Here is a 23,702-nt window from a genome sequence, read left to right as displayed (position 1 = left end):
GAATTGAACCTCTTGTTCATGAGAGAATGAGCGAGCCGAGCAACGACGGATGAAAGCGTTTGTCAACATTCTCAGCCTGGCTTGAAAACGCTTCGCAGCCTAGGCGCGATGGCGAGGGAAGACTCGAATTGAACCTCTTGTTCATGAGAGAATGAGCGAGCCGAGCAACGACGGATGAAAGCGTTTGTCAACATTCTCAGCCTGGCTTGAAAACGCTTCGCAGCGTAGGCGCAATGGCGAGGGAAGACTCGAATTGAACCTCTTGTTCATGAGAGAATGAGCGAGCCGAGCAACGACGGATGAAAGCGTTTGTCAACAGGCTGAGGGAAGTACCATGGGCACTTCCCTTTAGTCAAAACCACTATTCTACATGTACGAGCAGCGCATATCGTTATTCACCAAACGACACTCGCGCTATATTAAACATGACATAACGGTGGCATCGATTCTTCAAGGCCATTCACACGGCCAACACCAATATTCAAAAAAGTCATTTGCCTTATAGAATACAAGACGACCGCCATGAATCTAGTCTTCAGCCCTGCTAACAAAAGCAACCGGCTCTCCTTTCCGTAAACGCGCCTCTCGTTTATGAGAGCACTTCATGATTTTTCAATACAAACCAAGCCGTCCCTTTTGCTTCTATGGAAACGCGCATTTCAATGCCGTAATGACGATCGAGCTTGTAAACCGATTCATTGCCTTCTCGATCGATCGCAACCGCTTCGTTTGTCATTCCCGTATAATACAATGGCAAGTAAATGGTTTCTTCAACAGGCTGCTCTTTGGGGTTGTGCATCACAGCTAGCCCTTTCGTTTCGAGCTCAGTATTGACATGCATCATACAATCGATATGTGTCCCATCTGGTCTGCGCACATGAATGATGTCGGATTCCAAAATGTCGCGATACTGCTTGAAAAAACGAACCCACTTTTGGATAATTTGTTTCGTTTTCTCAGTATCATACAATCGTAAGCCGCGATAATGGGCTTGGACACCAGACGTTAAATTGTTGATTAAATGCTGTTCATATGTTTCTAAGTTTTCATGAAGCGGCTCCATCGTTGAAGCTTTTCCGCCACCGTGATATTCCATAAGCGGTACAAACATCCACCCCATACTAGGTGTCTTTTCCCACGTACCATCATAAATATTTTGCCGCGATAAAATAATCTGCCTTTCCCGCGGCAGCGCCCAATTGACCTCCCTATAGCCCATGCTAATGTGATTTGAGCCATTTAAAAAATACCAATCAGGGACATTTAAATAAATGCCTCGTCCTCTGCACCAATGTAAAACTCGCTAATCATTTTCCATTGTATCCATTGTGAATCTTCCTTCCCTTGATGTCCGGGATGGCTCCTTGACTCACAAATATCCCCAGGGTACGAACCGTCATGCTCAAGCGCATCAAAGCCCGTTTTTTCAAAAAAGCTCTTAAGCTTGTCAAAATAACGCAGCCCCCATGCACTTGCAAGGCACGGCGATTGATTAAATGTGATTTGATCACTGATCACATCGTGTTCCGGACCAATTGACCGGCTCGCTAAAAGTGAATAACCTCCTAATTCAATCCCTTTCGTATGAGCGTAATCCGCCAACTCTTTCATTCTCAATAAATATGCTTCATCGTCATTTTCCATATTAAAACCACTGCCGAATGAGAGCATGACCATTTCAAAACCTGTTTCTTCTGCTTGATCAATCGCTTGTTTCACAACATCCGTTTGATCACTTAAGACGTGCATAATTAGTGGGTTTTCTGTCACCCACGGCGCGATCAGTCGATACATTTTCTTTTGGGTTAACGACTTTCGTTCGCGATCTGTGCTATCAAAGACGAGCTCAAAGGTGCGAAAGCTGGCGAACGATTCTCCTGGAGCAATGGTCACTGCCGGCCCGATTTTCGGCTTGCTTTCCAGTCTCGTCAATGTATTTAAATTAAAGTTCACTTGCGTCGTATATGAAGGATCTGGCAGCCAATGCGTCGTTTCATTGGCTGCCTTAGACGTCATACCGTGGAAGGCGAAATCACTCTCAACATGAATATTGGGCACATCCCAAAACGTTTGATCATCGACTGGTGCTTCCACCTCCACTGTCGAGAGAATTTCACCAACAAAATGATCGAGCACAATGTCTCGTTGGTGATGATTAAAAATAGTCAATTGCTTAGAAAGGAGGGGGATGCCATCATAGATATCATAGGTGATGGCTATAGATACCCCTTCAAGCGAGCTTTTCTCGGGAGGATCATAGTAAAATGTTAAGGAAATGCCTTTGGGCGGCCATGGTGACTCGCTCACACCCCTTTTTCGCTTCCAAGAAAAACGTTCTTTTAACGGATGCACTTGATGACTTTTATATTTGAAACTTTCTGTATTTTCTTCCATTAAATCGAGCCATTCTTCCTTTAAATAGGCTTTTTCTCCGTTCCACTCGACACCGCCGACATCGTAGGATTGACCATTCAGTGTCACGATGGCTTCCTGATTTACACTGCGAATGATTGTCTCCTTCGTCAGCAAATTATCAAATCCAACCGTTGTACAGTTCGGTACAAGGCGCCATTTGCGCCGAATTAACCCATTTGACAAGACAATCTCTCGTTCATTCGTCTCAATACTCGCTGTAAATGGATTCTCATCCGCTTTTGCGATAAGCCAATCTTGCTCCAACGACACTGACGCGTGATTCAATATAAGTCACTCCTGACCAAATTTTGTCTACGAGAACCAATAACTTTAGCTTTCAGCCAACCGCTCATCGTAAATTTGCTGAGCTTCCTCCATGACTTGGTCTCCCTATGTTTTAAATAAATTGACATACTTAACTTATAGGCTTAGGGTCCGATTTATCAAACTATTTAAATTGTACCATTCTCTTATATCTTTGTTGCTATTATTTTCAGTTTTCAAAAATTTCACGAAAGATAACTAAGAGAAACCTAATCAATTTAAATTAACATCTTCTTGATCAGCTTCCTATTCACACACGAATGGAGCATCATTGAAAACGTCAACCCTTGAAATTAAATGAAACCTCTTGTACGATGGCGGTTGGACTTTTGATTGGTTTGATCACAACAAGGAGGCGCTTAAAGTGGTAGCAACGATGTCTCGGCAGGCGTTTGAGGACTCCGCCGAGTTTCAGCTGTTTCGCATTCAGCAAAACATTAAGGACATCGCAAAAGAGGGGAAACAAGAGGTGCTTGGCTTAGAGCAAGACAAATATGATGAATGGGTTGTCGTCTCGCGAAGAACGGACGGCTTGATCTTTGAAATCAGGCTAAACTCTTGCAAAACATCTTATCGTGGTCAATGGGACTTTATGTTGACCGGTGAATATACGAAAGAAGGAACCCTCTGGATTGGAGACATTAAAGGAGAAGTAAATCAAGGGTTTGGTTCAATCTGCATGGCGTATCTAAAAGAACAAGCGGAGGAATATAATGCTTGGAGAATCGAAGGCGACCTCGCTAAACGCGATTGGGGACACTTAGATCGCCTGATTCACTTTTATCAGAAGCATGGATTTGACGTTCAGCTCGACGAAGAAACGTATTCTGGGTCCATTTGCTGGCGTCCTTCTGTTTAACTTAATTTCTCGATAATGACGTTCGCAAAACGGCAGCACTTAGATAAAATGGGCTGCCGTTTCCTGTTTAGCAGTGTTACTCGTGTTGAAGCGCTTCTAAAAATTCTTTTCCGTATTTTTCTAGCTTCAGCTGACCGATTCCAGAGACGTTCAGCATGTCCTCTAATGTTGCTGGACGTTTCTCACTCATATCACGCAGCGTCTTATCAGAAAAGATCATAAATGGCGGTAATCCTTCTTCTTGAGCGAGCCGCTTCCGACAGCTACGCAGCGTATCAAAGAGTTCGTCATTTTGCGCGACGGGATGCTGTTGTTCAACAAATTGCTGTACAGTGCGTTCACTGCGCAAGACTTCTGATCCCTTTTGTGTTACTTTCACCCTCGGGTATTCTCCCATCGTTAAACGGAGATACTGTTCTGCCAGAAGAAATTCGATAAAATCCTGCACCTTTTTAGCAGCCGTGCCTTTTAACAACCCATAGGTAGGAAGTGTATGCAGCTTATATTGCCGTATCTTTTGATTTTTTGAACCTGTTAATACTTGAGCGACGATCGTTTTACCATAACTTTCCCGCATCCGAATGACGCACGAAAGTACTTTTTGTGCTTCTTCCGTTCGATCGACGAATTCTCCTTCACGAGTGCAATTACTGCATCGTCCACAAGCATCCGGACACGTCTGGCCAAAATAGGCTAGCGTCCACTGCACGAGACAGCCGTCTGTATGGCAATAACCCGTCATGTCGTTCAACATCCCATACATCGCTTCAATTCGGTCATCGCTCGCTTCTGATTGTTCAATAAAGAAACGCTGCGTTCGCAAATCTTGCGCTGAAAATAACAGTACGCATTCCGCCGCTTCTCCATCACGTCCTGCACGACCAGCCTCCTGATAGTATGCTTCCATGCTTCCTGGCATACTTGCGTGAATGACATAACGAACATTTGATTTGTTAATTCCCATTCCGAACGCATTTGTCGCTACCATCACCAAACATTCATCATAAAGAAAAGCTTCCTGCGCCGCCCTTCGCTCTTCTTCATGTAAGCCGCCATGATAGACTCCGGCAGGTATCCCTTTATTGGATAAACCTTTATATATTGCTTCGGCTTCACGACGTGTTGACGTATAAACAATGCCTGAATCGTCTTTTCTCTGCAGTGCATACTGCTGAATGTACGCCGATTTGTCTACACCCTTCATTACGCGAAACGTCAAATTGTCACGAGCGAACCCGGTATGCACCGTTTGTTCTTTTGGAATATGAAATGACTGCTGCAGCTCTTCCGCCACAGCAGGTGTCGCTGTAGCGGTGAGCGCGAGAACCGATGGTTTAGGGGCAAAAGCTTCTAGCCATTGCGGAATCTCTTTGTAGCTTGGACGAAAGTCATGCCCCCACTGGGACAAACAGTGGGCTTCATCGACAGCAACAAAAGCTAGCCCAGCTGTCTTTAATGCTTTCATTAGACGGGCATCACCGAGCCGTTCGGGAGCAACATACAACAAGTCGACCTCTCCACGTGCTACAGCGTTCAGCCGGTGCGTCACCTCTTCCGGATGTAGCGTGCTATTAACATAGCTTCCGTGAATCCCTAATGCCTCTAAAGCATCAACTTGGTCTTTCATGAGCGAGATCAATGGGGAAATCACAAGTGTTACACCTTTCATATGTATCGCAGGCAATTGGTAACATAATGATTTACCGCCGCCTGTTGGCATGATCGCTAACGTATTTTTATGTTCAAGTACTTGCTGAATGACTTGATGCTGTCCTTGCCTAAATTCACGGTATCCATAAATGCGCTGCAAGGACTGTTGTAGTTCGTCCATATTGGTTATTGTCACAATGATACCTTCCTTTTTCATTCATTTCTATTAGTCTAGCATGCATAAACGCAGACGACCAATGACTGTTTTTCCTTTTTCGCTCAAAAAGATCGGATACAAATCATTTTGGAGCAACGTTAGCAAACGTGTAGAATAAAAGCTTCATACGACAACTTCACGCCATTGATCGGTTGAGACTTAAGACGTACTGCAATTCTAAAAGTATTACGCTAAAATAGTAAAGATGCTTGTTCAAAAGAGGTGTACGAGAATGGAATGGAAAAACCTTTGGCGAGGTTTAATTATGGGAATAAGCGATTTAATTCCTGGCGTAAGCGGCGGTACGTTGGCTGTCGTTCTCGGGATTTATGATCGTTTAATGGATGCGATTTCGGGGATTTTTTCTCATGAATGGAAACGTCATCTATCGTTCTTACTGCCACTTGGCGTAGGGATTGTGACAGCCATTTTCAGTTTGAGTTCAGTGATGGATTTTTTACTTAGAACATATCCTCAACAAACGTACTTCTTGTTTATTGGCCTAATTTTTGGCGTTCTGCCATTTTTATGGAGAGAAGTGAATGCAAAGCAAACGTTCCAACTAAAGCATTATGGACTGTTACTCATTGGTTTTACTATTGTAATGGTGCTCGGATTGTTTCAGCCAGAAGAAGGGGCCGCACCGACATCCCTAGCTCTTTCAAGTGAAGAGTATATGACCTTATTTCTTGCCGGCTGGCTGGCCAGTACGGCGCTCGTTTTGCCTGGAATTAGCGGGTCCTTTATATTACTGTTAATTGGGCTGTATCCGACTGTTATTTTAGCAGTTAAAACGCTTTATATCCCTGTGATCGCAACGATTGGCATTGGTCTAGTGATTGGCATACTCCTAACAAGTCGTGTCATGCGCTATTTGTTACATCATTACCACACAGCGACATATTCCATTATTATAGGGCTTGTACTCGGTTCTGGAGTAGTGATCTTTCCAGGTCTGTCTGGCGGTGTTCTTGCAATTTCGGGAAGCTTCATCTCACTCCTTGTCGGGTTGATGATAGCCATTGGCCTCGGGCGACTTGGACGATAATTAAATAAATTGACATACTTAACTTGATAGGCTTAGGGCCCGATTTATCAAACTATATAAAAAGAGCTGGCGCTGAATGTTTTCGCACCGTCAGCTCTTTTCCTTATCCCCGTAGCCTTACACAGCAATTAGCCATGGGCTTTTTCTATTAACGGCAAGCCTTCCACAGCACTCTTGTGCAGACTCGCATAAAATCCATTCCGCACAAGCAGCTCATCATGATTTCCAATCTCTGTCACTTGACCTTCCTGTAATACAACGATTCGATCAGCCTTGCGAATCGTGTTTAAACGATGGGCAATGACAAAGCTCGTGCGTCCTTCCATTAAACGGCCAAGTGCTTCTTGAATCTTTACTTCAGTGACCGTATCGATGTTTGACGTTGCTTCATCTAAGATCAAGATTTTAGGATCTGCTAAAATCGCCCGGCTGATCGCAAGCAATTGTTTTTGCCCTTGGCTGATGCCACTACCGTCTGAGGTTAAGACCGTATCATAACCATTTGGAAGCGCGGTAATAAAGCTATGGGCATTTGCTTTTTTCGCTGCCTCCTCCACCTCTTCATCGGTGGCATTTAAACGTCCGTAACGGATGTTTTCCCGAAGCGTTCCGGCAAAAAGAAAGGTGTCTTGCAGTACACAGGCAAGATGACTGCGAAGGCTTTCACGACGAATTTGTTGAATCGGCTGCCCATCGAGAAGGATACTTCCTGAATCAACATCGTAGAAGCGAGTGAGTAAGTTAATCATCGTCGTCTTACCTGCACCAGTTGGTCCGACAAATGCTATTGTCTGTCCTGGTGAAGCAGTAAATGATATATTTCGAACGGTTTCTCCCTCATCCTGTTCGTAGGAGAACGTAACGTCGGCAAACTCTACTCTTCCTTGTGTATCTTCAACATCGACCGCGTCTTTCTCATCTTCAGACTCATTCTTTTCATCGATGACATCAAACACACGTTCCGCACCTGCTAAAGCCGAAAGAAGTGTGTTCCATTGGTTCGCTAAGTCATTTAATGGCCGAGTAAATTGCCGCGAGAATTCTACAAAGATCACAATCGTACCAATTGTGACCACGCCTTGGAGGGCAAGCAAGCCACCGATGCCGGCAATAAGCGCAAAGCTGGCATTGTTTAAGAAGTTCATCAGTTTTGGGATAAAACCTGAGTAGACTTGCGCCCAAAAGCCTGCCGAACGTAACGAGTCGTTCCGCTCCTTCATTTTCGCCATGACACGTTCTTCTTGAGAAAAAGCCTTAATAATCCGCTGGCCCGACAGTGTTTCCTCAATATATCCATTCATTTGCCCAAGCTGACGTTGCTGCGCTTTAAATCTTACGCTCGTTCGCTTCGTAATCCATTTCATCCCAAAATACATGGCTGGAATAATCAGCATCGTCACAGCTGTCAGAAGCGGACTCAGCCAAAGCATCACAGTGACAGTACCGATGAGTGTCAATACACTTGAACAAATTTGAATAAAGGATGTGTTTAAGGTGTTACTCACATTTTCGATATCATTTGTCACTCGACTCATTAATTCTCCATGTTGGCGCTTGTCAAAGTAAGCAATTGGCAGTTTATGAACTTGCGAAACAGCTCTGTTCGTAATTGGAACACCGTTCGCTGCGCAACTAAGATCATAAGGTTATTATGCCCTGCCATCGAAGCCGCCTGTATTAAATAAACGAAGAACAAAGCGAATAACACCCAGCCAAAACCTCGTACAGACTGCATATGAATATAATAGTCAATCGTCATCCCTACGATTACAGGACCAGCAAGCTGGAGGGCTGAGCTGAATAAAACGAGAAGAACGACGAGCCAAAGCTTTCCTTTTTCTTGGGCTAAATAACCCCACAGCCGGGCAAGTGTCCCTTTCACATCTTTCGCTTTTTTACGTTCTACTCCTCTCGCACTGACAGGATGCTCTGCCTGTGCAAGCTTACGCGCTTCTGGCTCTAAATCTGGTTTCGGCATGCGGAAAGGCTCTAATAATTTGAGCTTCCATTCACTTCGCAATGTGCTCACCCTCCTCGCCAACTTGCGATGCATAGATCGTCTGGTACAGCTCATCATAAGCCAGCAGTTCCTCGTGCGTACCGGATGCTCGTAAACGCCCATCTTCCATCAGGAGGATCCGATCTGTCTGTGTTGTCGTGCTCACCTTTTGCGTAATGAGCAACGTCGTACATTGGTACGTTTTTAACGCTTCTAGCAGTTTCCCTTCCGTTTTTACGTCGAGCGCACTTGTGCTATCATCCAAAAGCAGTATCGAAGGTCTGCGCACAAGCGCTCTTGCAATAGACAGCCTTTGCTTTTGTCCCCCGGATAGATTGACGCCTTTTTGACCTAAATGTGTCTCGTATTGTTTCGGCAGGTTCATAATCGTCTCATGGATTTGCGCCGCCACTGCTGCCTCGCGAATCTCCTCTTGTGTTGCTTCTTCCTTTCCCCAAGCGATATTATGCGCCACGGTTCCCGAGAACAAAATGACTTCTTGAGGCACATAGCCCATCTGTCTGCGCAAAGCATCCAGCCGGTAATCCTGCACATCAATACCATTTACCAAAACTTGACCTGCTGTTGCTTCGTAAAGTCGTGGAATCAGCTGAAACAAAGACGTTTTACCTGAACCCGTTGCACCAAGGACTGCAATCCGTTCACCAGGACGAATGTCGATCGTGACGTCCTGTACAACATCTTGGCTGTTGTTTGGATAACGAAATGATACGTCGTTAAATTGAATCCGCCCTTCCCCTGAATGGGCAAGTGTTTTTTCTCCAACTTTATCATCATTTACGTCAGCATTCGTATCGAGCACTTCCCCTATTCGATCTGCTGACGCTTGCGCCCGTGAAAATCCTAAAGCAATCATTGAGAATGCTGTTAGTGAGCCCATGACCCGTGTTGCATAGTTAATAATCGCGACAACATCCCCGGACGAAGCGTTCATTGTCGCCACTTGCAGTTCGCCAAACCATAAGATCGCGATGATACTAAGGTTCATAATAAACATTCCCGTCGGCATAGCGATTTCAACAATTTGCATCGCTGAAACTGCTGTATCCTTCAAGTCTTTACTTGCCTTTGCAAAACGTTTGTTCTCATGTTTTCTTCTTAGAAACGCTTTAATTAAGCGCATCCCCGCTAGGTTTTCTTGCATCACTCTGTTTACATGATCAAGCTTCTTTTGCACAACTCTAAATTTCCCATGAACCCGTTTTAATACGATGTACATAAATAAGCCTAATACGGGCATGAAAATAAACAATACGAGCGCAATCTGCCAATCAATAAAAAAAGCCATGACGGTCCCGGAAATGACAAATAACGGCGCTCTCGTCGCAAAGCGTAACGCCATAAATACGACATTCTGCACTTGAACAATATCGGCAGTCAATCTTGTAATCAATGAGGACGTTGGAAATTGATTAAAATTTGAGTACGCGAAAGACTGTATTTTAGCATAGAGCTTTTCTCGCAAATCGTAACTGACACCTTGACTCGCATGAGCGGCATAAAAAGAAGTAAGCAAACCTGCCCCAAACGCTAACAACGAAAGGCCTAAAAGAATCCCCCCATACCAATAAATCGTAGACACATCTTGTTGGACAATACCTTTATCGATGATTTGACCAATAATCATTGGCTGAATAAGCTCAACAGCTAACTCAAAAACCATAAGCGAAAGAGCTACAGCTGTCGCTAATTTGTAATTCTTCAGAAAACCGAAAATTCTTTTCATTGCTGTACCTCCGCCATTTTCACTTATCATATCAAACATTGTATTTTTAATGTCATTTCTCTTCAATAGCTAAACTATGTAAGATCGATAATAAACATTAGCGTGTAGAAAAACCCTCTTTGGATTTTCCTACACTTAGACCATTAGAATGTATAAACGCATGTCATACGAGGCGCAAAAAAGCGAAGACTCGAATATAACTTAGAGCTCTTAGAAGGACAACACACCGGTGAAATCCTTACGCTCCATGCGGTTCAGATGACGCTTTTTTTCTCGGTGCACTGGTCGTTCTCCCCAGCAATATGCCCGCTGGTATCGTTAATGCGAGTAAAAAACCAGTAATCCAGAAAAATTCGGTAATTGCTCCTAGCTGTGCTGCCTTTTCTCCTATGGACGGCTCTAATGCGTTTGAACGGAGCTGAAAATACAACGAAGCAAAAACAACTGCAAACGCAGAGCTTATTTGGCGAATCACATTGTTCATCGCTGATCCTTGAGCGACATCTTTATCTGGGATGCTATTCATGCCTGTCGTGGTCGCTGGAATATTCGTTAATCCATTCCCAACTCCACGAACACCCATTAATACAACGAGAAACCACATCGACGTGGCCACCTCAATTTGTCCGAGCATCATAAATGCAATTGCCATAATGACTAAACCTACTGTCACGACCTTTGTCGGGCCTGATTTATCAAGAAGCCTTCCCCCAACATTCATGAATATTCCTGTACAAATCGCTCCCGGCAACAAAACGAGTCCAGTCACAACAGCATTGTAGCCGTAGACGTCCTGAATTAAGAGAGGCAATAAGTAAATGCCTGCAAAAAGACTAATAGACGAGGAAACGGTCACCCATACTGAAATTGTGTAGGCTGGGATTCGAAATAACGATACGTCTAGTAATGGAGTTTCCGTTTTCCGTTCAACGAGCACAAACGCGATGAATGATATTATTCCAATGATCAATAATGTGATGTTCAACGGATCTAGCGCTTCTGCTACCGATCGAACACGGCTAAGGACAACCATAACAAGCCCAACACCGACCGTCACAAAGACAAAACCTTTAACGTCAAACATTCGCTCTCGATCTCCAGATTCTTTTTTCAAATACTTTTGTGCAGCCATAAATCCGATAATACCTACTGGAATATTACATAAAAACAAATAGTGCCAATTAGCAAATTCCACGAGAAAGCCGCCTAAAGTTGGCCCGATGGATGGAGCGACCATTGCCGCTACACCCCATACGCCCATCGCTTTACCACGCTGCTCGCGCGGAAAAGCGTCAAAAATAAACGCCATCGAGAGCGGCATCATCATTCCGCCGCCCACTCCCTGTATGCCTCGAAAAGCAACCAATGACCCGAGGTTCCAGGCAAGTGAACCAAGGAACGAAGCAATGACGAAGATCGCCAATCCAGTCATATAAACCTTCTTTTTGCCAAATTTACTGGACAAAAAACCTGTCAGCGGCATCGTCATTCCCATGCCAACCATAAAGATTGAAATAATCCAGCCGACTGCCACTGGGGTTGCATTAAATATATGACGAAATTCCGGAATCGCCGGATTGAGCATACTATTGTTCAAAATGACAGTAAACGTCCCAAGCAATACAGTAATAACGACCTTCCACTGATGGGGAACCTTTTTCATCAGCCCAATCCCCCTTTGTTATCTCTTAATTTTTCTTTTCGAAACCCGAAATGATAGGCACTCACCTACTCTATCATAGATACGACAACCTATGACACTATTATGGCCTTATGATTTGTAAAGTGAACTTAAAACCCTTTACGCTTTGAATTTTCACTAAACTGAATTAGGTATCTGCCAATGCATTTTTAAGAGTCATTTGACTGACTAAAAAGCATGGCTAGATAGTTCATTTTAACGAGCTGGCATCATCATTTTCAATGATACGAGGAGCATGTCATGATGATGATGCCTCCGTATTTTATATTGATCTATCTTGTTAAGCTGCAGGTCTCTCAGACAATAGAATTCTCTTTTTAACAGTCACTCTCCTTCTATAAAAAAAGCGAACTCGTGCCCTAATCCGAGTTCGCTTCTTTGCCATTATGAACAAATTGTTATGCTTTATTACTTCACTTCATCATATGCATTTTGCATAATCTCTAAGTAGCGCGTGGCGTTTAATTGTTCTAGCCCTTGAACATAGCTATCCCATTCCGTCTCAATGTTTTTTGCGCCTGTAATAAACTGAACGGTATTTTGCTCAATATAATCTATCATGTTCGTTTTTAACATTGCTAGTTCATTCGCCACATTTGGATCGATCCATACTTTCCAATACGGGTATATTTTATCTTCTGAAGGCTCAAAACCATCGTAAAGCAACGTGGCCTCTTGCAAACGGCGTTCAAAACCCGTCCGCGAATAAATGTCCGTCCCTTGTACCTCAGCGTCCCGCAGTCCGCGGAAATGCCAAAATTGTCCCATTGCGCCCCAACTTATATTAGAAGGCCTTTCCTCATTAGGGTCATCGGGTAATGTTTTATAGATCGGCTCAACTTCTTCATTTAAAGCGATATCCCCTTCTTTCGGTTGACGCCAGCCAACCCCTTCCGGACCAAAGTGCGAGGTAAGCATACCATCAATCGTAAACATATGATCAATCATTTTTATTGCAGCTACTTGAGCTTCCTCACTCGCGTTCTTCGTTAAGACAAAAGACGCACCTGGCTGGCTTGGAAACGTATATGTTGTGTATTGCTCTGGTCCTTTTAAAGGCTCCATGACTTGATACATATCTGAGTACAGTCGGTCTTCGTCATTTGTATAGCTGTTCGGCAGACCGTAACCTACACCAAGGATGTTCGCTTCCGCATTATTTCCTAAAGAGATTAACGCATCACCATTTTGTGTAAAAGTTCCCGGATCAATTAACCCAAGTTCGTAAAGTTCATTAATATAGCGCAGCCCTTCCCGCCAATCATCGGTGACAGCAGCGATAGACACTTGATCATCTTCTAGCAACATCGGAACATCATCACTCGAATAATATTCAAAAGCGTTCATCATATATTGGACTGGTCCTAAATTTGAACCACTGATCGGCACCTCATCTTGTTTGCCGTTGCCATTTGGATCTTCATTCTTAAACGCGATAAGCACGTCTCTAAATTCCTCTGTCGTCTGAGGCATGTCAAGTCCAAGTGCATCAAGCCACTCTGTATTAATAAACATTTTCACAGGATAGGAGCAATGATAACAATCGTTCCAGTGAGGAATTCCGTAGATATTTCCGTCTGGTGCCGTTGCCATCGCTTTAAAGTCCGGTTCTTGCTCAAACGCTTTTTGTAAGTTAGGCGCATGCTCTTCTATCAAATCATTTAGTGGCAACAAAACACCTTGATTCCCATATTTTAAAAGCTCTGCCTGAGAGAAATCATCGATCCATGGGATGAGCATATAAGCATCAGGAAAATCCCCGCTGGCTAAAGATATTTGTCGCTTTTCACTAGCCGCCCCTGCATCATACGTTGTCGTTTGCCATGCAAAATCAAGATTAAACTGCTCTTCCATATATTCAGTTACTGGGTTCGTTTTTAAATCAACTTCCGGTCCTTGAGGACTAAATACTGTTAATTTGACCCGCCCATCATCTGTCATTTCCGCCTCATTCGTCGATGGGTTATTACCGCATGCAGCTAATACCAGTAGGGTCATGACTAAAAGTAAAATTGATGCTCCCTGCTGATTCATCTTCATATCCTTACACTTCCTTATTTTCCGTTTATCTAGTTGAACTTTGACCTAATTAGCCTTCTGACTTTTACACCAAATAACATCTGTTTCCAAGTCAAATTGTTCATGCGACTTTATTTACTTTGCTACCTCATCATATGCGTCTTGCATCATTTCTAAATATCTTGACTCGTTCATTTGATCAAAGCCTTGAATGTATGCATCCCACTCCGAATCAATGTCTTTCGCACCACTGATGAACTGCACCATGTTTTGCTCAATGTAATCGGCAATATTTGTTTTTAACATCGCCAATTCAGTGGCAACGCTAGGGTCAATCCACACTTTCCAATACGGAAACAACTCGTTCTCAGATGGTTGGTGACCATCATATAACAACGTCGCCTCCTGTAATCGCCGTTCATACCCTGACCTTGAATAAATGTCCGTGCCTTGAACCTCTGCATCTCTTAATCCCCGATAATGCCAATATTGACCCATAGCACCCCAGCTCACGTTAGGTTCCTTCTCTTCACCTGGATTTTCAGGGAGCTGCTTATAAATCGGATCGACCTGTTCATTTAAAGCGATGTCCCCTTCTTTCGGCTTCCTCCAGCCTATGCCCTCTGGACCAAAATGCGCTGTCAGCATCCCATCAATCGTAAACAAATGATCAACCATTTTGACCGCCGCCACTTGAGCTGCTTCGCTCGCCTTATTCGTCAATACAAAAGCCGCTCCCGGTTGACTTGAAAATGAATATGTGGCGTAACTTTCCTGACCTTCTAATGGTGGAATAGGCTCATAAATGTCTGAATAAAGTCGTTCCTCATCATTGGTGAAGATTGAAGGAAAGCCTGGACCAGCGCCAAGAATCATCGCCTCGGCATTGTTGCCAATCTGAATGAGCGCATCACCATTTTGCGTAAACATCCCCGGATCAATTAATCCTAGCTCATAAAGCTCAGCCATGTATGATAACCCTGCACGCCAGCCTTCCGTTTTAGCTGCGATCGATATGTCGCCATCGTTTAAAAGCAACGGGATCCCATCGCTATGATAATATTCAAAGGCATTCATCATGTATGTGACAGCATCTAAATTCGAACCACTGAGTGGAATCTCATCTGCTTTACCGTTGCCGTTTGGATCATCATTTTTAAACGCTATAAATACTTCTTTTAACTCTTCTGGAGTCGTAGGCATCTCTAGATTAAGAGTATCGAGCCACTCCGTGTTTATCCACAATTTATCAGGGAACGTACAATGATAGCAGTCATTCCATTGTGGTATTCCATAAATCTGGCCATCTGGAGCGGTCGCCATTGCTTTAAACTCAGGCTCCTCTTCAAACGCTTTTTGAATGTTCGGTGCATGTTCTTCAATCAGTTCGTTTAATGGGATAAGTACTCCTTGTTGCCCGTATTTTAAAAGTTCATCCTTAGAAAAATGATCTACCCAAGGAATCAACATGTAGGCGTCTGGATAATCCCCACTTGCTAAAGAGATTTGGCGCTTTTCATTTGCTGAACTCGAATCGTATGTGGTCGTCTCCCAAGTAAAATCGATATTAAACTTTTCTTCCATCAAAGTAGAAATCTCATTCGTTTCTAAATCATCTTCGGGTCCTTGGGGCGCAAAAACACTAAGCTGTACTGGTCCAGCCTCTTCACTGTCAGAAGAAGTATTTTCTTCAATCGACGCTTCATTCGTACATGCTCCTAAAATGATAATGAATAAAATCGTGCTTCTCAGCAGCCACATTTTTATTCCCGAATTTCTACTCATGATTGACGCTCCTTTTGTTTAATAAGTCTTGCCCAGGCTCTAGACAGGCAATTTATTGACCCCTTTCTAACGCATCATATACGCATTTTGCATGATTTCTAAATATCGTGGAGCATTCAGCTGCTCAAACCCTTGAACATAGGTTTCCCACTCAGTGTCGAGGTTTTTAGCGCCTGTGATAAATTGAACCATGTTTTGCTCAATATAATCACCAATATTCGTTTTTAACATCGCCAGCTCATTGGCCACGCTTGGATCAATCCATATCTTCCAATACGGAAATAATTCGTCCTCGGGCGGTTGATATCCATCGTAAAGCAGCGTCGCTTCTTGCAACCTGCGCTCATACCCATCCGGCGAATAAATGTCAGTTCCTTGGACTTCAGCATCTCGTAACCCGCGATAATGCCAATACTGCCCCATCGCTCCCCAATTAACGTTAGGCTCCCTTTCTTCACCCGGATTTTCAGGGAGCTGCTTATAGATCGGATCGACCTCTTCATTCAAGGCAATGTCCCCTTCTTGCGGCTTCCGCCAGCCTATACCCTCTGGGCCAAAATGAGCTGTCAGCATCCCTTCGACTGTAAACATATGATCAACCATTTTTATAGCTTTCACTTGAGCTTCTTGACTTGCTTTATTCGTCAATACAAAAGTTGCCCCCGGTGTACTTGGAAATTTATATGTCGTATAACTTTGCGGACCTTCTAATGGGGAAAGGGGCTGGTAGATATCTGAGTAAAGTCGATCTTCATCATTAGTAAAGTCTGAGGGAATCCATGGTCCTGCTCCTAAAATAATATCCTCTGCGTTATTTCCAATTTGGATAAGCGCATCGACATTTTGCGTAAACATCCCTGGATCAATTAACCCTAAGTCATAAAGCTCTTTCATATAAGCAAGCCCTTCACGCCAGCCGTCTGTTTGTGCGGCAATGGAGACTTTGTCATCTTCTAACAATACGGGGATCTCACCGCTATGGTAGTACTCAAATGCACTCATAAAATACGTCACACCGACTAAGTTTTGTCCACTGACCGGTATTTCGTCGGCTTTCCCGTTTCCGTTCGGATCTTCATTTTTAAACGCTAAAAACACTTCTTTTAATTCTTCCGGCGTTGTTGGCATCTCAAGATCTAATGTGTTAAGCCATTCAGTATTAATCCACATTTTTGCGGGGAACGAGCAATGGTAGCAATCGTTCCATTGTGGGATCCCGTAAATATTTCCATCTGGTGCTGTTGCCATTGCTTTTAAGTCTGGCTCCTCTTCAAACGCTTTTTGAATATTCGGCGCATGTTCTTCAATCAAATCATTTAAAGGCAACAGAACGCCTTGATTTCCATATTTAATCAATTCATCTTGAGAAAACTGATCTACCCATGGTATGAGCATATAAGCGTCCGGGTAATCACCACTCGCTAACGAAATTTGTCGTTTCTCACTCGCTGCGCCAGAATCGTATGTCGTTGTTTCCCAAGTAATATCAAGATTAAATTTATCTTCCATTAGCAAAGTATTTTCGTTCGTTTGTAAATCCGATTCCGGACCTTGAGGAGCAAAAATACTAAGCTTGACTGGACCATCTTCTGTCGTTTGAGCCTCTTCAGACGTAGCGTTATCACTACAACCTTGCAAAATAAATAATCCTAGAACTACGAGTAGTATCAATATTTTGGGTCTCATTTGCCACCATGTAGTCATCGATTTACAGCCCCTTCTAATTCTTCGATTCGCCTACTTACATTTCACAAAATTAAATCATCTACCAGTTAGCCTGCCATCGAGAGAGAAAATATCCCCCTCTGCTTTTACTAACTGGTGAGATGTCTCATCGTTATGAACCTTCTTCCAACTGATCGTAGGCTGACTGCATAATTTCCAAATATCTTGATGAGTTTAATTGTTCTAATCCCTTCACATAGGAATCCCAATCAGCATCAATATCCTTCGCTCCGGTGATAAACTGCACCATGTTTTGATCGATATAGTCAATGATATTGGTTTTCAGCATAGCGAGCTCATTCGCGACAGATGGCTCGATCCATAACTTCCAATATGGAAATAACTCACCCTCAGGCGGTTCATTCCCTTCGTACAACAATGTCGCCTCCTGCAATCGTCGTTCGTATCCAGTACTGTCATAAATATCTGTTCCTTGCGCATCTGCATCTCGTAGACCTCTGAAGTGCCAATACTGACCTAGTGATCCCCAGGCAGCATTCTTCACAGCCTCTTCATCTGGATTTTCCGTTAAGTTCTTAAAGATCGGTTCAACGTTTTCATTTAAAGCAACATCTCCCTCTTTAGCCTTCCGCCATCCAGTACCTTCCTGCCCAAAATGAGTATTTAACATCCCTTCTACCGTGAAAATAGAATCAATCATCTTAATCGCAGCAACACGTGCCTCTTCACTCGAGTTATTCGTTAAGACAAACGTAGCCCCTGGCTTACTAGGAAACTCATAAGTGGCATAATTTTTCGAACCTTTGAGCGGTGGTAATGGCTGATAAATATCAGCATGTAGTCGATCTTCATCATTTGTAAAAATAGCTGGGTGGGCGCCATTTCCTAAGCCGAGAATATTAGCTTCTGCATTATTCCCCAATTGAACTAACGCATCGGCATTTTGTGTAAACGTCCCAGGGTCAATTAAACCTAATTCATAAAGCTCAGCCATATATTTCAGCCCGTCTTTCCAGCCATCAGTCGTCACTGCAAAAGATACTTTTCCGTCCTTTAACAATAATGGCGGTTCAACTTTACTATGGTAATATTCAAAAGCGTTCATAAGGTACCTTACTGGCAACTGATCGACATAACCACTGAGAGGAATTTCATCAGCTTTTCCATTGCCATTTGGATCTTCATTTTTAAATGCAATCATCACTTCTTTTAATTCTTCAGGAGTTGTAGGCATTTCTAATCCTAGTGTGTCAAGCCATTCTGTATTGACCCACATTTTTTCAGGATATGTGCAATGAAAACAATCATTCCATTGCGGCAAGCCATAGATGTTGCCATCAGGTGACGTCGCCATCGCTTTAAAATCAGGCTCCTGTTCAAACGCTTTTTGGAGGTTCGGAGCGTGCTCTTCTATCAAATCGTTTAGCGGGACAAGCACGCCTTGTTGTCCGTACTTTAACAGCTCATCTTGCGAAAATTGATCGACCCACGGAATCAACATATACGCATCGGGATAATCACCACTCGCCAACGAGATTTGTCGTTTTTCACTAGCGGCCCCAGCGTCATAAGTCGTCGTTTGCCAAGTGAAGTCAATGTTAAATTCTTCCTCCATCTTTTTCGAAATCAGGTTGGTCTCTAAATCCGTTTCCGCTCCTTGAGGGGCAAACACACTCAACTTTACCTTCCCGCCTTCTGTTGTCGCAGCCTCATTTGTGCTCCCTTCATTCCCACACGCTGTCAATATGAGGACAAAAAAGAGCAACACACCTATTTTCTTAAAAGATAACGCCATCTTGAACACTCCTTTCATGAGCACTGACGAACACCATCAATGTCCACTATATTAAATTTAAAAATCTGAAAAATCCTATAACGATAATCAGCCTATCCTTTCACCGAGCCAATGAGCATACCTTTCATAAAGTACTTTTGGACAAACGGATAAATCATTAACACTGGGAGACTCGCAACGACAATTAATGAATACTTCATCAATTCTGCCAAACGTTGCCTTTCCATCATTTCACTCGCGTCCATTAAACTGCTTGAATCTGTATTTAATATTAAAATGTTTCGGAGAACGAGCTGTAGTGGATACAATGCTTCTGACTTCAAATAGATCAAGGCGTCGAAGTACGAATTCCACTGCATAATCGCATACATGAGCACAAGAACAGCAATGATTGGCTTCGCCAACGGCAGCACAACCGACCATAAAAAGCGGATGTCACTACAGCCGTCCATTTCACTTGCTTCCACAAGCTCTTCTGGAATACTCGTTTGGAAGAAAGTACGAGCGATGATGACTTGCCAAACAGCAATCGCTTTTGGAATTAAGAGTGCCCACCGCGTATCAACCATTCCTAAGTTTTGCACGACGAGATATTCTGGAATGAGTCCTCCAGTGAACAGCATCGTGAACAGAATAAAAAACATGAGAAACGTCCGGCCAAAAAAACTTCTCCTTGAGAGTGGATACGCGATCAGCACCGTCAGTGTTACCGCAATAAGTGTTCCAAACACGGTATAAAATAAAGAGTTTGCATACCCTAGAACCACCTTACTGCTTCCTAAAACGGCTTGGTATCCTTCTAGCGAGAATTCGACCGGCCAGAGCCAAACACGCCCTGATGTAACAGCGAGCGGACTACTCAATGACGAACTGACAATATAAATAAGCGGATACAAAATTGACAAAGCGACAATTGATAAAATGGTATAAACAATGATTAAAAAAACGCGGTCACTCGCCGACTCTTTCACTCGTTGTGAACGTGCTGCTTGCATTTTTTCACCTCGTTTTGTGACATTTACCATAAGCTGTTCCCTGTGACTCGACGTGCTAAGAAATTGACCGCTACGAGTAAAGCTAAGTTAACAACTGAGTTAAACAGACCAACGGCTGTCGCAAAGCTAAAGTTGGCGTTTAATAGACCTATTTTATAAACATAAGTCGCCAACACTTCAGACGTCTCTAAATTGAGTGGATTTTGTAGCAAATAGACCTTTTCAAAACCGATGGCCATTAAGTTTCCAACACTTAAAATTAAAATGACAGATGCTGCAGGTAATATTCCTGGTAAATCAATGTTGATTATCTTTTGTATTCTTGATGCACCATCGACCTTAGCAGCTTCATAAAGCGCAGGGTTAATTCCAGCAAGTGCTGCCAAATAAATGATCGCAGCATATCCAGTATTTTGCCACGCATCCGACCAGACGAAGATCGACCTGAACAAATCCGCATTTCCCAGGAAATTAATTGCTTCTAGGCCAAATAACCCTAGGAGGTTGTTTAAAATCCCAAGACGAGGTGCTAAAAGAAGCATCATCATTGAGACAATAATAACGGTGGAAATAAAATACGGGGCGTACGTAATCATTTGCACAGAACGTTTAAACATTTTTGAGCGAACTTCATTTAAACCAATGGCTAGTAAGATAGGTAATGGAAAATTAACCAACACACCATATAAACTTAATAAGAATGTGTTTTTAATGAGTGTCCAAGCCTGAGGGTTGTTAAAAAACAACTCAAAGTGCTTCGTCCCCGCCCAGGGACTTCCTAAAGCACCTTGGACAACATTGTAGTCCTTAAATGCGATAATCGCCCCAAACATCGGAATATACTTAAAAATTAAAAAATAAAGAACAGGTGGCAACACAAGCAAGTAAAATTGCCAATGCTTTTTCCAGCTTCGCTTCGCTTGTAACGCGAGACTTGTTTTTTTATTTTCGTTACGACTTCCGGTGCTTCCGTCGCCTTCATGTCATCTCTCCTTTTCTGCATAGATTGTTTGAAAAATGTCGTTCACACAATAATGTGAGCGCTTTCAATATAGAATCAACTATAGCATTCAGCTCCAAAATCCGGCTAGGTACAATGACAGATGTAATGGTACAATTCGGCTAAATCCCTTTAAAACAAAGAACGAAATGACAGAAGGTACATCAATGAAATAACGGTACATTTCCATCCTGTTCATCATCAGTTGCGCAAAACTTTGTCATTTGCCAATACATTTCGAGCTTTAGATCATACGCCAGCAAGACGCACGATTGCAATCGTTCATCGTCTTGCGAAGATAGGCTTCTGTCTCTTATCTTCCAACTTCCTCTCTTCCCTTATAATATATACCTTTAAAAACAGGGCAGATTAATCGGTTTTTATTGAATTCCTGAACAGTGTGTGCGATACTCTTTAGCGATGTATAGTATTTATTCACGGATCATCAAGAAAAAGAGGGGATCATCATGCGACAAGTGAAGAGTGTGTTTGTTAGCTTAGCTGTTTTACTGACGTTATTCGCATTAACAGCCTGTTCCGTCGTGACGGAAGAATCGTCTGCCTTAGATTCCATTAAGGAACGAGGCACACTAAAGGTGGCCACATCCGGTACATTGTATCCTGCGTCCTATCACGATGATACAGATGGGTTAACGGGCTATGAAGTTGAGGTCGTGCGCGAAGTCGCGTCACGTTTAGATGTAGAGGTCGAATTTACCGAAATGGGCTTTGCCGGAATGTTATCAGCTGTTGAAAACAGTACGGTTGACATGGCTGCGAATGATATTGCTATTACTGACGAGCGAAAGGAAAAATTCTCATTTTCTCATCCGATTAAATATTCTTATGGCGGGGCCGTTGTTCGGAAGGATGACCTATCGAGGATTAAAACCTTTGAAGATTTGCAAGGAAAAAAAGCTGCAGGCGCAGCGACAACCATCTATATGGATCTAGCCGAACAATACGGTGCGGAACCTGTCACTTATGACAATGCGACAAATGAAGAGTATTTGCGTGATGTTTCCAACGGACGGACCGATATTATCTTAAATGACTATTATTTACAACGGTTGGCAGTCAAAAATTATCCTGACTTCAATATTACAGTTCACCCAGACCTGTTTTACATGCCAAATGACCAAGCCATCATTATGAAAAAGGACAATAACAAGCTGATTGAAGAAGTCAATGGCGCTCTTGAAGATATGAAAGACGATGGGACGATCACAGCGCTGTCTAAAAAATTCTTTGATGGTGCCGATGTTTCCGAGCCACCTAACATCGATTTTGAATAAGGATCTGCTGTATGGAACATATTCACTGGGAACGTCTTTTTGACCCAAATGTCGCCGTTGAAGCCTTGCCCTATATTATTCAAGGACTCGGCTATACCCTACTCATTTCCATTATTAGTATGGTGCTCGGTCTTTTCCTTGGACTGTTTTTAGCATTAATGCGTACATCTAAGAGAAAACTGCTACGTTGGCCTGCGCGCATGTATATCTCGTTTATGCGTGGTGTGCCAATTTTAGTGATCTTGTTCATTTTATATTTTGGTTTTCCTGTAATCGGCATTCAATTTACAGCCGTTGTCGCGGCTATCATCGGTTTTAGTATAAATAGTGCTGCCTATATCGCTGAAATTAACCGTTCAGCACTTAGTTCCATTGATGAAGGCCAATGGGAAGCGGCTCGAGCACTTAATTTTAGTTATTGGCAAACGTTATTTTATATTATTTTGCCTCAAGCCACTCGTGTCGCTATCCCCCCTTTAACAAATGTACTGCTCGATTTAACAAAAGCATCTTCCTTAGCAGCAATGATCACAGTTCCTGAACTTTTACACCGCGCAAGGATTTTTGGCGCGAAAGAGTTTGATTTTATGACTTCCTTAATTGTTGTTGCCTTGATTTACTGGGGCATCTGTTCTCTAATGTCCGTTTTACAAGAATATCTTGAGCGGCGCTATAGTACGTATTTAAACTAAATTTTAATATGAATATGACTTAAAAATATGGAACTTCCTAATTCGTGGAAGTTCCGTTTTTATAATATTTGCTTGTTAAACAGCTCTACAATATTATTTGGGGTTTAAGAAAAAAGACACATAAGCTCCCCTGTCCTGTCTTTACTACACTTAAGTCGATTAAAACCAAAAGAGTAAGGGGCGTTGAGTGTGTATGCATTCCTAACATGACATTTCCAGGATTAAAAGACGCGATTGTTAAAAAATAGGATAACGTGGACTCAGTGTTTCAGATGTACATCGAAATGCCGAGGCAAAAACAAAAGTGAATCAGCCAACAACGATCTCTCGCAAGGTTCTGCATTTTTTCTTGTAATCTTATGTACTATTTAACGTTTTTTGCCAAGAAGTCTCCATCTTCAAGCGTGTGAAGGGTGACATCCCAGCGATGAGGTGGAGATGAATTGGCTTTCGGTCAAGTACGTCTTTAATTGA

At 42.9% G+C, this 23,702-nt stretch carries 17 protein-coding genes and 1 pseudogene; 4 read left to right on the top strand and 14 right to left on the bottom strand.

All coding sequences use genetic code 11. The annotated features are described in order from the left end of the window. Positions 1-589 precede the first annotated feature (589 nt). Together G4V62_RS16795 and G4V62_RS16790 are read right to left on the bottom strand one after the other, a co-directional pair. Complete coding sequence (locus G4V62_RS16795; protein WP_165204415.1) at positions 590-1,219, bottom strand: hypothetical protein; 630 nt, start codon at positions 1,217-1,219, stop codon at positions 590-592. Between the two features lie 44 nt (positions 1,220-1,263). Next, the gene (locus tag G4V62_RS16790) at positions 1,264-2,700 is read right to left on the bottom strand and encodes a hypothetical protein (protein WP_165204412.1); all 1,437 of its coding nucleotides are present in this window, start codon (positions 2,698-2,700) and stop codon (positions 1,264-1,266) included. Positions 2,701-3,103: 403 nt separating this feature from the next. On the opposite strand from G4V62_RS16790, the gene G4V62_RS16785 reads away from it, so the two are divergent. Then, on the top strand, positions 3,104-3,598 hold the full coding sequence (locus tag G4V62_RS16785; protein WP_312855524.1) for a hypothetical protein: 495 nt from the start codon (positions 3,104-3,106) through the stop codon (positions 3,596-3,598). Positions 3,599-3,674: 76 nt separating this feature from the next. Here G4V62_RS16785 and recQ read toward each other — a convergent pair whose 3' ends face one another. After that, positions 3,675-5,465 (bottom strand): DNA helicase RecQ, encoded by a 1,791-nt coding sequence (gene recQ / locus G4V62_RS16780; protein ID WP_165204409.1) that lies wholly within the window; start codon positions 5,463-5,465, stop codon positions 3,675-3,677. Between the two features lie 232 nt (positions 5,466-5,697). Here recQ and G4V62_RS16775 point away from each other — a divergent pair, with 232 nt between their 5' ends. Then, entirely contained in the window at positions 5,698-6,513 is an 816-nt protein-coding gene (locus tag G4V62_RS16775; protein ID WP_165204406.1) for a DUF368 domain-containing protein, read from the top strand. Between the two features lie 128 nt (positions 6,514-6,641). On the opposite strand, the gene G4V62_RS20915 is transcribed toward G4V62_RS16775, so the two are convergent. The 11 genes and pseudogenes from G4V62_RS20915 to G4V62_RS20395 all read right to left on the bottom strand — a co-directional run bounded on the left by G4V62_RS20915 (position 6,642) and on the right by G4V62_RS20395 (position 21,223). Next, positions 6,642-7,469: an ABC transporter ATP-binding protein gene (locus G4V62_RS20915; RefSeq protein WP_376768323.1), complete on the bottom strand. Its 828-nt coding sequence runs from the start codon at positions 7,467-7,469 to the stop codon at positions 6,642-6,644. 117 nt (positions 7,470-7,586) lie between these two features. Next, a pseudogene (locus G4V62_RS20910) lies at positions 7,587-8,491 on the bottom strand (ABC transporter permease); the annotation flags it as partial. A 31-nt stretch (positions 8,492-8,522) separates the two neighbouring features. Then, positions 8,523-10,259: an ABC transporter ATP-binding protein gene (locus G4V62_RS16765; protein WP_165204403.1), complete on the bottom strand. Its 1,737-nt coding sequence runs from the start codon at positions 10,257-10,259 to the stop codon at positions 8,523-8,525. A gap of 238 nt (positions 10,260-10,497) precedes the next feature. Then, the gene (locus G4V62_RS16760) at positions 10,498-11,922 is read right to left on the bottom strand and encodes an MDR family MFS transporter (RefSeq protein ID WP_165204400.1); all 1,425 of its coding nucleotides are present in this window, start codon (positions 11,920-11,922) and stop codon (positions 10,498-10,500) included. 447 nt (positions 11,923-12,369) lie between these two features. Next, positions 12,370-14,001 (bottom strand): type 2 periplasmic-binding domain-containing protein, encoded by a 1,632-nt coding sequence (locus G4V62_RS16755; protein WP_312855523.1) that lies wholly within the window; start codon positions 13,999-14,001, stop codon positions 12,370-12,372. A gap of 114 nt (positions 14,002-14,115) precedes the next feature. Continuing rightward, the gene (locus G4V62_RS16750) at positions 14,116-15,765 is read right to left on the bottom strand and encodes a type 2 periplasmic-binding domain-containing protein (RefSeq protein ID WP_165204397.1); all 1,650 of its coding nucleotides are present in this window, start codon (positions 15,763-15,765) and stop codon (positions 14,116-14,118) included. 66 nt (positions 15,766-15,831) lie between these two features. Further along, positions 15,832-17,469 (bottom strand): type 2 periplasmic-binding domain-containing protein, encoded by a 1,638-nt coding sequence (locus G4V62_RS16745; protein WP_246218499.1) that lies wholly within the window; start codon positions 17,467-17,469, stop codon positions 15,832-15,834. A gap of 133 nt (positions 17,470-17,602) precedes the next feature. Then, positions 17,603-19,246: an extracellular solute-binding protein gene (locus G4V62_RS16740; RefSeq protein ID WP_165204394.1), complete on the bottom strand. Its 1,644-nt coding sequence runs from the start codon at positions 19,244-19,246 to the stop codon at positions 17,603-17,605. A 92-nt stretch (positions 19,247-19,338) separates the two neighbouring features. Next, on the bottom strand, positions 19,339-20,241 hold the full coding sequence (locus tag G4V62_RS16735) for a carbohydrate ABC transporter permease (protein WP_212508818.1): 903 nt from the start codon (positions 20,239-20,241) through the stop codon (positions 19,339-19,341). Positions 20,242-20,264: 23 nt separating this feature from the next. Continuing rightward, the gene (locus tag G4V62_RS16730; protein ID WP_246218498.1) at positions 20,265-21,125 is read right to left on the bottom strand and encodes an ABC transporter permease; all 861 of its coding nucleotides are present in this window, start codon (positions 21,123-21,125) and stop codon (positions 20,265-20,267) included. Further along, positions 21,092-21,223, bottom strand: a complete 132-nt coding sequence (locus tag G4V62_RS20395) for a hypothetical protein (protein WP_281359672.1) — start codon at positions 21,221-21,223, stop codon at positions 21,092-21,094. The genes G4V62_RS16730 and G4V62_RS20395 overlap by 34 nt, the downstream gene beginning before the upstream one ends. A gap of 494 nt (positions 21,224-21,717) precedes the next feature. Between G4V62_RS20395 and G4V62_RS16725 the strand changes: the two genes are divergently transcribed. Further along, positions 21,718-22,536 carry a transporter substrate-binding domain-containing protein gene (locus G4V62_RS16725; RefSeq protein ID WP_376768322.1) on the top strand — a complete coding sequence of 273 codons (819 nt, stop codon included), beginning with the start codon at positions 21,718-21,720 and terminating at the stop codon, positions 22,534-22,536. 11 nt (positions 22,537-22,547) lie between these two features. After that, entirely contained in the window at positions 22,548-23,228 is a 681-nt protein-coding gene (locus tag G4V62_RS16720) for an amino acid ABC transporter permease (RefSeq protein WP_165204385.1), read from the top strand. Positions 23,229-23,702 lie beyond the last annotated feature (474 nt).

It is taken from the genome of Litoribacterium kuwaitense (assembly GCF_011058155.1).
In the GTDB taxonomy this organism is placed as follows: Bacteria; Bacillota; Bacilli; order Bacillales; family DSM-28697; genus Litoribacterium; species Litoribacterium kuwaitense.
Note: the sequence above shows the minus strand (reverse complement) of the source record. Positions and strands in the feature narration are given on the sequence as shown.